We start from the raw sequence: 10,605 nt of genomic DNA on the forward strand, positions 1-10,605 counted from the left end.
AGCGCGGCCAACTCTGCGCTGCCCCGCCCGTCACCGCCGGTGCTCATCCATCCACCCCCGGGCGAAGTCGACGGCCACCCGGACGCCCACGAGCCGACAGTCGGCGCGGCCGACCCGCCCGTGCCGCACCGCGCCGGTGTCCGTCAGGGCCAGGCCGATCAGCGGGAAGTCGGTGTCGTGCAGGTCCGGGGCCCGGAAGTCGCGCCGGACCCGCCGGCCGGCGGCGTCGCGCACGTAACACCGGTACGCCCGGGCGACCGGCGGCCGGCGCAGCCGGTACTCGGCCAGGTGGAACGCCGTGCAGACGGACCAGTCGACGCCGACCAGCAGCACCACGGCGTCGGCGGCGTAGAGCGCGCCCAGCGGAGAGCGTTCGCCGAGGTGGCAGTCGAGGTCGTGGACGGCGGTCAGCCGGGCCGCGTCGGGGCCGAGGGCGGCGAAGGAGGTCTGCGGGTGTCGGCTCCGCGCCGCCCCCGGCTGTAGGCGTACGTACTCGGCGAAGATCCCCATGCCCTGGGAGGGGCTGTGCTCCGGGTCGAACGGCGCGATGGCCGCCTCGGCCGCCGCGACCTCGGCGGCGCTCATCCCGGCGGTCGCCGCCCGGAACGGCCGCGACGTCGTCGAGTTTCCGGCCGTCTGCGCCGGTACGACCACCGTGCCCGACCCGCCCAGCACGTCCCGCAGGGCGGCCAGCAGGGCGGCGGGGCCACCCGCGAGCCGGCCGACGCGGGACAGGGCGCAGTGCACCAGCACGGTGGCCCCCGGCGGCAGTCCCAGCGCCCGCAGGTCCGTCGCCAGCGGGTCGCGCCGGAGCAGACCGGCGGTCACGACCACCCGTCCACCGTGGCGCGCATCCCCCGGACGAACCGCTCGCCGGTGGCCGTCAGCGCGTCGACGCCGAGCAGGGCGTCGAGGGCCCCGTCGGTCCACGCCCGGTAGCGACGGAAATTGCCCCCGGCGGCCGGGCCGGGGCGGTGCCGCCACACGTCGGCGACCGCCAGGCGGGCGTACGCGCCGTGCAGCACCTCCGCCAGGGGGCGCGGGTCCTCCCGCCACGGCACGCGCAGCGTCCGGTTCCCGGCGCGCTCGAAGAGGGCGCAGACGTCCCGCACCGCGCCGAGCTTGAGGTGCTGCACCTCGTGGACCAGCAGCACGGCGAGGGTGGCGTCGTCGGGTACGGGCATGACGGCCACCGCGCCGAAGGCGGCGCCGGCGGCGGCGCTGCGGGAGCGACCGGCCGGCGCCGCGCGCAGCGGCACGACGGCCCGCAGCAGGGTGCGGACCCCGGCCGCGTAGCCGGGGGTCTCGGCGTCGATCCGCCGCACCGCCCGCTGCACCTGCCGCGTCCACCGCAGCGCGGCGGTGTCGGACAGGCGCGGTTCGACCGGCAGGTCGTAGCACTCCCGGTGCGGGTCGGTGTCCTCCAGCAGCAGCCTGTCCCCGCCCACGCGGAGGGACCGCACCGGCAGCCAGCCGTCCGGCCCGTCCTCCCGCGCCGGGTCGCCGTCGTGGCCCGCGTCGGCGGTTACCCGCCGTCCGGCCAGCCGGACGTCCCCGTCGTCGGTGACGAGTCGGACGACACCCCGTTCGCAGCCGACGGCGAGCGCGCCGAGCGTCGGCAGGCTGACGACCCCGTCGCGCACCGGGACGGGCAGGTCGGCCCGGACCCCGGCGCGGACGGCGGCGGCCGCCGCGACGCACGCCAGGTAGGACAGCTCGGCCGCGCCGTCCCGGCAGCGCCGGGCCCAGCGGCGTACGAAGGGATGGGCCAGCACGGCGCGCACGGCGTCGGGGTGCGCGTCGTCGAGGTGCACCAGCAGCCGCCACCCGTCGGCCGCCACCGGGTCGCCCGCGGCCCGCTCGCTGAGCGTGACCAGCAGGGCGCGCACCATCGCCAGGTGGACTGCGGCGAGCTGTGCCGCCGAGGCCGCCGTGCCGGCGCCGGAGGCGAGGTCGTCGAGGACCCGCTCGTCGAGCGGGTCGGTGGGTCGGGTCGGCTCGTCGGCGACCGGGGCCGCCGTCACCACCCGGACGAGCTTCAGCAGGTCCGGGCAGTAGGCGGACGGGTTGTCGAAGCCGCTGCCGGCACGGTAGCGGTGGGCGTAGAGGCCGCCGCCGCAGTGCCGGACCACCGGGCACGCGCGGCAGGTCGCGCAGAGGCCGGCGAGACCACTTTGTCGTACGGCGATCGCCGGGTGGGCCGCGGCGTCGTCCACCCGGTGCCGGAAGACGTCCAGGCCGGTGGCGGCGGCGCCGTCGAAGGCGGACTTGAGCGAGTCGACCTGCTCGAAGGTGCCGTCGGTCTCGACGACGACCAGGTCGGCCGGGCTGAGGCCGACCGCCTCGCTGCGGCTGCCGTGCCCGGACGCGGTGGAGAGCAGGGACTCCAGCAGGCGGATCGGCACCGGCCGCCCGTCGGCCAGCCAGCGCCGGTAAACCGCCAGCAGCCAGTCGGCGTACGGCGTGGCGCGCCCGTCGGGCCGGGCGGGCCGGTTGTCCCAGTTGGCGTGCGGCAGCAGGAAGTCGACGCGCGGCGGCTCCTCGGCGAGCAGCGCCTCGTACACCCGGATCGGGTCGTTGGCGAGGTCGACGGTGCAGAGGATGCCCGCGTAGCTGGTGCGGTAGGCGGGGCTGCGCAGCAGCGACAGCGCGCGCAGCACCTGCCGGTGGCTGCTCGACCCGTTGGCGTGGCGGCGGTGCCGGTCGTTGGCGGCCCGGTCGCCGTCGAGGGAGATCCCCACCTTGACGTCGTGGGCGACCAGCACCTCGCAGGTCGCCGGCGTGAGCAGCACACCGTTGGACTGCATCCGCAGGTCGAGCCCGGCCACCGGCTCGATGACGCGGCGCAGGGTGGCGGCGGTGGCGTCGAGGCGGGCGGCACCGGCGAGCAGCGGCTCGCCGCCGTGCAGCACCACCCGTACGCCGTCGAGCCGGTGCGCCGCCGCGTGCTCCGCGATCCGCTCCGCGACGGCACGCACGGTGGCCGGGGCCATCATCCGGGGCTGGCGTCGCCAGGACTGGTCGGGGTGTTCGTAGACGTAGCAGTGGTCGCAGGCGAGGTCGCAGCGGCTGACCAGCTTGAGCACGTACTGCGTCAGCGGGGCGACCCGGTCGGTGGGTCGGCGACCCGGCTCGGCCGGCTCAGATCGCAGAGTTGAAGGCCGCGACATCGACACGGGCCGGACGATCCTCCCCACGGCTGGTCACGCGGGCGACGGAACGGGCCCGGTCGAGCGGGATGCGGCCGAGCGGGGTGCGCCGGAGGTCGTCCAGCGGCGGTGGGCTGAGATCGGGCTGGCGTGCGGTGCGATCCACGTCGGTTCCCCATTCAGTCGGGAGTGGACGGAGGGCCGCCCACCGCGACGGTCAACGACGACTATCGACGATGCTATATGGCACAACCTGTGATGTCACGGCTGCGCAGCGCCATCCTGCTCGATCGTCCGCGCCATCCAGCCCTCGTTGGACAGCGAGATGATCCGCTCGGCCTCGGCGACGAACGCGTCGTCGTCGGCCCAGCCCAGCCCGGCCTCGCGGGCCGTACGCAGCCGGGTGAGCTGGTCGGCGGTGCGGGCGTACTCGATCTGGTGGTGCTCGTACTGCTGGGCGGAGCCGTAGCCGACCAGCGCGGTGGTCACGGCCGCCGCGACGCCGATCCAGGCGGTGAACCCGAGGCTGTCGCCGAGCACCCCGACCGTCGCGGAGACCAGGGCGGCGGCGATCGTGAGCCCCGTCGCTGCGTACCGCACCCGCCTGGCGGCGCGGGCCATCCGGCGGGCGGCCGGCAGGTAGTAGGCGTCGACCTGCCGCTGCACCCGTTCCGTCACGTACGTCGCGACGTCGGAGACCGCCGGCAGCGGGCGGGCGGCCGGCGGCGCGTCCAGGGTGCGGCCGACCAGGTCGCCGGCGTCGTCCATGAGCGCGTCGAACCGGCCGAGCAGGACGGCGTCCCGGTTCGGGCCCCGGAACGGGGCGACCCCGGCGAGGTAGCGGTAGGTGTCGGCCTTCAGCGCCTCGGAGACCGAGCGGAGCCGGGTCCACGCGTGCACCGCGTCGCGGGAGGCCCACCGGGCGGCCAGCGGCACCACGAGCAGCGCCGCCGCCGCGACGATGGCGAGCGCCCGGCCCGCGCCGGGACGGGCCGGCCCGAGCTGGTTGGCCAGGGTGCCGCACACGGCGGCGCCCACGGTGAGCCCGGCGACCGTCAGGCGCGCGCGGGTGATGACGCGCTTGGCCTCGCCGGACGCCCGTGACCAGGCCGCCTGCCGCTGCCAGACCGTCGCGACCGCTGTCGGGACATCGAAGTTCGCCACGATCCGAATGGTAGGACGGCCGCGCCCGTGCGACGGGGGCCCGAAAGGCCGGGCGAGCCGGTCCGGCGGGTCAGCTGGGCAGGAAGCTGTCGTACGTCTCGTCGTACCAGTCGGCCTCGTTGTGCCGGCGGACCACGCCGTCGACCCGGGTCAGCAGCAACCAGTTGTCGTTGAGCACCAGCGCCGCGTCCTCGGGCCGGTCGGCCAGCACCCTTCCCACGGTCCGCAGCATGTGCGGCCTGCCGAGGTCGCTCAGCCTCTCCTTGCGCATGTGGAAGCCGATGTCGACGTGGTTCTCCGGCTCCCACGCCCACACAGCCCCGTCCGCCTCCGCCTCGTAGTACCCGTGGCTGCCCGACGTGATGCTGACGGCGAAGCCGCACTCATCGTTGAGGTCGGCGCTGAGCAGGCGGTTGCCGGCCGGCGTCGGTGTCTCGGTGGCGCCCGGTGCGGCGAGTTCGGCCACCAACTCCAGCGGGATGTCGCCGGCGAGCGTCAGTCGATAGGTGATGGACATGTTTTCGGCCTTCCTCAGTCCCGCCAGACGATCTGGACGATCGTGCCGCTCCGTGTGACCGCCACCAACTCCTTCAATGCCGGCACCGGCCAGTCGTCGAACTGTCGCTGCAAGGCTGCGAGTTCTCCCTGCCAGTCCTGGAGGTTCAACACCACGCGCTGGGTCTGGGCGTCCGTAACCTTCCTCGTGACCGCGCTTCCGATGGCGCGGACGGAGGTGGTGGGACCGGGAGCGTAGCAATCGAAGATGTGCCCTTCGACCAGGTAGTCCGGGGACCTCTTCGGATCGACGACGTCGCCGGTGCTCAACTGCGCATCCGCGATCTCCTGTTTCGTCGGGTTCTGGTGCACCCGGTAGCCCTCGTAGGCGATCTTTTCGGCGGTCTCGTTCTCCAGTTCCAGACTGCGGCGTTCCGTCGGTCTCTCCCTGGCCGGGATCCGGGTACGTGGTCCGCTCGGCGTGCCGCCAGGGGCGCCGGTACCCGGCCTGCTCCAGGGCACGTGTCCGTGCGTCGGGCCGTGCGCAGGGCCGTCGTGTCCGGTGCGGTCGTGAGCCGCCGAGGCGGTGGTGGGGGCGGGGTCTGCGGTGGTCGGGCTGGTCGGGGTGCTGCCGCCAGCCCTGGTCAGTTTCCCGCGGAGCCCAGCTGTCGGGCCTCGCCGATCGCCGTTTCGACCGCCTGCCGGGCGGTGGCGGTGCGCTGGGCGACCAGGCTCAGGACCTGCGTGATGCTCTCCAGGGACTGCACGAGGGGGCCGGGTTGGCCGCCGTGCAGGACGGTGGTGACGAGTTGTCGTGTCTCGCGGACCTGGGCGATGGTGGCGGCGGCGGTGTCGCGGATGCCGTCGCACGCGTTCTGCACGGGTGTCAGGCCGGTGATCGTCTCGTGTGGGCTGGCCTCCTGCGGGACGGCGGCGGTGGTCGTCGTGGCCTCGCCGATGGTCGTGGCGAGGCCGCCGAGGCCGCCGCGGACGGCGGAGATGCCGTCGCGTACGCGGGTCAGGCCCGCCGCCACGGCGGCGAAGCCGGCGCCGGCGGCGCGCAGGGCCACCTCCTGCGCCTGGTTGTCGGCGGCGGAGGCCAGCGCCTGCGCCCTGTCGACGCCGGTCGCCAACGCGCGCAGTTCCCCGGTGATCTTCTCGATGTGCGACACGCGGCCGACTCCCCCGATCGACGACGATGAGACACCGAGAAACTAGCGACATGTGCCCCGAACCCGCCAGGCCAATCGGGTGGGCAGGGCCGCGTCGGACGGGCCGCCTCCGCCGCCTGCGCCGCCACCACGCGGCCCGCCTCCCGCAGCGTCCGCTCCGGTCGTACGCCCGCTCAGGCCGGCGTGGCGGTGGCCTTGCGGTGCCGCTCGGCCCGGCGGCGCACCTGCGTGTACGCGCTGGTCAGGCCCATCGCCCGGCGGACCTCGACGAGGGTCTGCCGCACCTCGTGCCGGGTCCGTTCCGTGCCCTCGAAGATCAACTGGTCGACCAGTCCGGGTTCGGCCTCGATCCGGGCCCGGCGTTCCCGGATCGGGTCCAGGAACCGGTCGAGTGCGACGGCCAGCTTCTCCTTCACCTCCACGTCACCGACCCGCCCGGCCCGGTAGCGCTCCTTGAGGTCGTCGACCTGCGCCCGATCGGGGTTGAAGAGGTCGTGGTACGCGAAGACCGGGTTCCCCTCGACGGTGCCGGGCACGTCGGCGCGGACCCGGTTCGGGTCGGTGTACATGCCCATCACCGCGCGGCGGACCGTCGCCGAGTCGGCGGAGAGCGCGATCGCGTTGCCCCGGCTCTTGCTCATCTTCGCCCGGCCGTCCGTGCCGACCAGGGTCGGCGTCTCGGACGCGATCGCCTCGGGTACGGGGAACACCTCCCCGTAGAGGTGGTTGAAGCGCCGGGCGATCTCCCGGGTCACCTCCACGTGCGCCGCGTTGTCCTTGCCGACCGGGACGACCTGCCCCTTCACGCAGAGGATGTCGGCGGCCTGGAGCACCGGGTAGCCGAGCAGGCCGTAGGGCATCTCCTCCTTACCGGCGTCGCGGGCCATCTCCTTGAGCGAGGGCACGCGCTCCAGCCGGGGCACCGTGACCAGGTTCTGGAAGAGGGTGTTCAGGTCGCCGACCTCCGGGATGGCCGACTGGAGGTAGAAGGTGGCGCCCGCCGGGTCGACGCCGGCGGCCAGGACGTCGGTGACCATCTCCCGGGCGTTCGCCGCGACCCGCTCGATGTCCTCGCGGGTGTTCCGGGTGGTGAGCATGTGCAGGTCGGCGATGATGAAGAAGCTCTCGTAGCGCTGGTGCAGCCGCACCCGGTTGGCGATGCTGCCGACGTAGTGGCCGAGGTGCAGCCGCCCGGTGGGACGGTCCCCGGTGAGCATCCGTGCGACGGACATGGTGGTACGCCTTTCGTGCCTGGTGGAAGAGGTGTGCGCGGGCGCGCGCCGACCGGGGATGTGCTCCGGGGTCGGTCAGGGTCGGCTCAGCGAGCCGAGCGCCATCGCGCGCCGTCGCGGAACCGCAGTCCGCCGGCACGAAGTACGTCGATCATCCGCTCGCGGCCGTCGTCGGAGCGGGTCGGAGAGGTGGTCACGACGCCGAGCGGGAGGCCGTCGACGGGGTCGACGGCCTCCGGCGCGTAGCTGATCGGCCGGACCACGCTCCCCACGGTAGCGGGTCCGGCCCTGCCCGCTCAGCCCTGGCGGTAGCTCTCCCGGTAGTAGTCGCCGATCCGGTCCCGGTAGCCGGGCTCGCCGTACGCGTCCGGATCGAAGGCCGGCGAGTCCTTCACCTGATCGCGGGTGCGGTCCACCTGGACCGTGCGCTCCAGGTGGTCCACCCGCGTCACCGTGCCGGCGGGCAGCAGAACCTTTCGGCCGAAGATCCACGGCCCGGTGTCCACCACCAGCCAGCGGGCGTCGGTGTCGTCGCTGGCCTCGTCGACCGAGCCGATCCGCCCGTCGGTGGCCTCCACCCGGTAGCCGACCAGGTCGAGCGGGGTGCCGGGACCGGGGGCGTCCGGTCCGTCGCCGCCGGGCTCCGGCCCGTCCGGCGGGGCTGAGTCGGGGTTGGCGCCGGAATATCCGCCGGCGAGGGCGGACGGGTCGCGCCAGGTCCAGGGATTGAAGGTCGACGGCTGCACGGGTCACCTCCGATGACGGTCTGCGCCGGTCCCGGAGGGCAGTGCCCCGCCCACGCCCGCCGGAAACAACGCGGCAATTCTTGGTTCACTGGAACGTCTCGGGTGCGAAGTACGTCATATTCGCCGGACGTCGATGAACGGCGCGTTCCGGTCGCAGGTGGGAGCGGCGGAAACTGTGGGCGCGCACATTCGCCGGCAATGCGAGGTGTCCATCCGGCACATTCGTTCCGTCGCTGCGGGCCGACCATTCTGGTCCCGCATCTTCCGCAGCGAGAAAAGGGGACACGGATGTACCGCACCATTCGCCGGATCGGGGTCGTGCTCGTCGTCGCGCTCGGCCTCGCGGCCGGGACCGGCGCCGCCGCTCAGGCCGCCGTCGTCAACCCCGTCACGCCGCAGTCGCTCTGCGGGCCCGGCTACGGCGTCCTCGACCAGGACCCGATCCGCCACGCGGAGACCGGCGCTCCGCTCGGCACCGCCTACCTGCTGTACCACCCGGTCACCGGCTACGGCTGCACGGTCACCGTCAAGTCCGCCTACGTGGGCGCCCCGACCCGCACCCAGGTCTACCTAGCCGCCCAGTACCTGCCGATCCGGATCGACGACGGCGACAGGTTCTGGGCGGCCGGGCCGACCCGGGCGTACGTCAGGGGTGGTTGCGTCATCTGGGGCGGTTTCATGGCCGACGCGGGCGGCACGATCCATTACCACGACCGGGCGAACCCGGCGATCGGTGGCATCGGCACCTGCTTCTGAGACAGCGGTCCGGGAGGTCCGTGATCACGCGGGCCTCCCGTTCGGCGACCGCGTAACCGAATTGTCGAACGCAGTTGAAAATTCGCCCGACGGGTCCCGTTGCGCCGCCGTTATCGTCGGTCCCATGGGGCGGATGCGGGGCGCCCACGAGCGGCCGGCGGGACTGACGTACCAGCCGGAGCTGATCGAGCCCGACGAGGAGCGGTCACTGCTGACCGCGCTGGCGGCGTTCGACTTCCGGGAGGTCCGCATGCACGGACGGATCGCCCGGCGGACGGTCTGCCAGTTCGGCTTCGACTACGACTACGGCTCCTACCAGCTCACGGCCGCCGAGGCGCTGCCCGTCGAGCTGCACGGGGTGCGGGAGCGCTGCGCCGCGCTCGCCGGAGTCCCGGCGACCGCGCTCGTCCAGGCCCTGGTCACCAGGTACCCGCCGGGCTCGGTGATCGGCTGGCACCGCGACGCGTCCATCTTCGGGCCGACCGTCGTCGGCCTCTCGCTGGGCTCCGCCTGCCTGTTGCGCTTCCAGCAGGGCACGGGCGACGACCGCAAGGTGTACGAGGTGGAGCTGGCGCCACGGTCGGCGTACGTGCTCGCCGGCGCGGCCCGGGAGCGCTGGCAACACAGCATCCCCCCGGTGCCCCACCTGCGTTACTCGATCACCTTCCGGCAACTCCGCCATCCCTGACCGCCGACGCGCTGGCATACTCGGCGGCCATGGTGCTGTCGCGAGGCTGGGCCCTCTTCCTCACCGGGGTCGGAGTCTGGACCTGGGTGATCTGGCCGAGGTTCGCGGTCGCCATCTGGAACGATCCCCGGTCCTGGTCCTCCGGCACGGTCGGGGAGTTCCCGGCCACCGGCTTCCTCTGGATCCACGCCCTGCTGATCGCGGCGTCCCTGCTCATCGGCACCACCGTCGGTGTGCTCGGCGTCCGCGCGTGGCGGGTGGCCCGCCGGCGAGCCGAGGGCCCGGCTTCCTGACCTACCGCGCCGATCGCATGTGGTGAGCACGCCGCCAGCGTTCGTCCTGGCCGTTCCGGGTGGCGGCGACGGCGGGCGGCTCCGGGGCCGGGAATACCGGCGCTCGCCGGTGCGCTGACATCCCTCGGACGCCGTGATCCAGCTCAGCTCCGGCTCCACCCGACCCGGTGTCCCGCCCTTCGGGCAGTCGGGTGCCACGCCCTTCGGCCCGGCGGCGAGGACTCGCCCGACTGGCGTGCGGCCTGTCGTGCTGGCCCTGACCAGGCGGGATAGCGAGCCGGTAATGGTGTGACGGGCGCCGCTACCCCCCGATTTGACGTTCAAACCAGCAGACGCGTAACTTTCTCTCTGCCAGCGCGGAACGGGGCAAACAGGGCGAAGGTCCTGGGGTGCCGAACCGAGCTGGTGCCGGGTCGGACAGGGTGGCAACCCTGGAGGGCGCGGTCCGGGCGGGGCTCGCCGAAACTGCCGCGAGGCGGATTTGGCGCAGCGGAGCCGACCGGGTAAGGTTCACGGCCGGCAGGGAACCGGGCGAGCTCGCGGGAGACCGCAGAGCGGCCGGTCTGCCAAATCGATGATCAATCACAGCGGTCCGCCGCTGCGTGCGCTCGTCGCCGCCAACCCGTACGAAGCACGACAGACCGGGACAAACGGTTTGACACGGCGAAGACGGCGAGGTAACGTAGTAAAAGTGCCCGGCGCGAGAGCGGCGGGGACGCGAACGAAATGCCCCGGGTCGGGGGCTCCACGGTGTGGGGTTTCCGGGCGGTGTGTGGTTGTTCTTTGAGAACTCAACAGGGTGCTTGATAAGCCAGTGCCAATTATGATTTATACCCTGGACTGGTCAGGCTTCGGTTTGGCTGGTCTTGGATTCCTTTGGCAACACTTTTTGTTGTCGGGACAGTTTTTC

The 10,605-nt window shown here is 73.2% G+C and carries 13 protein-coding genes; 3 read left to right on the forward strand and 10 right to left on the reverse strand.

Features of this window, described 5'->3' with window-relative positions:
* Nucleotides 1-30: 30 nt before the first annotated feature.
* The 10 genes from ACTMS2_RS03690 to ACTMS2_RS03735 all read right to left on the reverse strand — a co-directional run bounded on the left by ACTMS2_RS03690 (nucleotide 31) and on the right by ACTMS2_RS03735 (nucleotide 7,958).
* Nucleotides 31-828 (reverse strand): aminoglycoside N(3)-acetyltransferase, encoded by a 798-nt coding sequence (locus tag ACTMS2_RS03690; RefSeq protein ID WP_441174099.1) that lies wholly within the window; start codon nucleotides 826-828, stop codon nucleotides 31-33.
* The gene (locus ACTMS2_RS03695; RefSeq protein ID WP_441174101.1) at nucleotides 825-3,170 is read right to left on the reverse strand and encodes an FxsB family cyclophane-forming radical SAM/SPASM peptide maturase; all 2,346 of its coding nucleotides are present in this window, start codon (nucleotides 3,168-3,170) and stop codon (nucleotides 825-827) included. The genes ACTMS2_RS03690 and ACTMS2_RS03695 overlap by 4 nt, the downstream gene beginning before the upstream one ends.
* The gene (locus ACTMS2_RS03700) at nucleotides 3,142-3,315 is read right to left on the reverse strand and encodes a hypothetical protein (protein WP_363905382.1); all 174 of its coding nucleotides are present in this window, start codon (nucleotides 3,313-3,315) and stop codon (nucleotides 3,142-3,144) included. The genes ACTMS2_RS03695 and ACTMS2_RS03700 overlap by 29 nt, the downstream gene beginning before the upstream one ends.
* Before the next feature lie 95 nt (nucleotides 3,316-3,410).
* Nucleotides 3,411-4,313 carry a DUF4231 domain-containing protein gene (locus ACTMS2_RS03705; protein WP_441174042.1) on the reverse strand — a complete coding sequence of 301 codons (903 nt, stop codon included), beginning with the start codon at nucleotides 4,311-4,313 and terminating at the stop codon, nucleotides 3,411-3,413.
* A gap of 70 nt (nucleotides 4,314-4,383) precedes the next feature.
* On the reverse strand, nucleotides 4,384-4,830 hold the full coding sequence (locus ACTMS2_RS03710) for a SitI3 family protein (protein ID WP_441174043.1): 447 nt from the start codon (nucleotides 4,828-4,830) through the stop codon (nucleotides 4,384-4,386).
* 14 nt (nucleotides 4,831-4,844) lie between these two features.
* Nucleotides 4,845-5,267: a hypothetical protein gene (locus ACTMS2_RS03715; RefSeq protein ID WP_441174102.1), complete on the reverse strand. Its 423-nt coding sequence runs from the start codon at nucleotides 5,265-5,267 to the stop codon at nucleotides 4,845-4,847.
* Between the two features lie 185 nt (nucleotides 5,268-5,452).
* Nucleotides 5,453-5,980, reverse strand: coding sequence for a DUF6244 family protein (locus ACTMS2_RS03720; protein WP_441174044.1), 528 nt, complete (start codon nucleotides 5,978-5,980; stop codon nucleotides 5,453-5,455).
* 173 nt (nucleotides 5,981-6,153) lie between these two features.
* Complete coding sequence (trpS, locus tag ACTMS2_RS03725; RefSeq protein ID WP_441174045.1) at nucleotides 6,154-7,212, reverse strand: tryptophan--tRNA ligase; 1,059 nt, start codon at nucleotides 7,210-7,212, stop codon at nucleotides 6,154-6,156.
* 86 nt (nucleotides 7,213-7,298) lie between these two features.
* A complete protein-coding gene (locus tag ACTMS2_RS03730) occupies nucleotides 7,299-7,475 on the reverse strand; it encodes a hypothetical protein (protein ID WP_157747272.1) in 177 nt (58 codons plus the stop codon).
* Between the two features lie 33 nt (nucleotides 7,476-7,508).
* Nucleotides 7,509-7,958: a PRC-barrel domain-containing protein gene (locus ACTMS2_RS03735; protein WP_441174046.1), complete on the reverse strand. Its 450-nt coding sequence runs from the start codon at nucleotides 7,956-7,958 to the stop codon at nucleotides 7,509-7,511.
* Nucleotides 7,959-8,246: 288 nt separating this feature from the next.
* Here ACTMS2_RS03735 and ACTMS2_RS03740 point away from each other — a divergent pair, with 288 nt between their 5' ends.
* From ACTMS2_RS03740 to ACTMS2_RS03750, 3 genes are all read left to right on the forward strand, one after another.
* Nucleotides 8,247-8,714: a hypothetical protein gene (locus tag ACTMS2_RS03740; protein ID WP_441174047.1), complete on the forward strand. Its 468-nt coding sequence runs from the start codon at nucleotides 8,247-8,249 to the stop codon at nucleotides 8,712-8,714.
* A gap of 124 nt (nucleotides 8,715-8,838) precedes the next feature.
* The gene (locus ACTMS2_RS03745; RefSeq protein ID WP_441174048.1) at nucleotides 8,839-9,402 is read left to right on the forward strand and encodes an alpha-ketoglutarate-dependent dioxygenase AlkB; all 564 of its coding nucleotides are present in this window, start codon (nucleotides 8,839-8,841) and stop codon (nucleotides 9,400-9,402) included.
* Between the two features lie 29 nt (nucleotides 9,403-9,431).
* Nucleotides 9,432-9,695 (forward strand): SCO4848 family membrane protein, encoded by a 264-nt coding sequence (locus ACTMS2_RS03750; RefSeq protein WP_089002984.1) that lies wholly within the window; start codon nucleotides 9,432-9,434, stop codon nucleotides 9,693-9,695.
* The last annotated feature ends 910 nt before the right edge of the window (nucleotides 9,696-10,605 follow it).

The organism is Micromonospora sp. SD12 (assembly GCF_052068495.1).
GTDB classification, from domain to species: Bacteria; Actinomycetota; Actinomycetes; order Mycobacteriales; family Micromonosporaceae; genus Micromonospora; species Micromonospora echinofusca.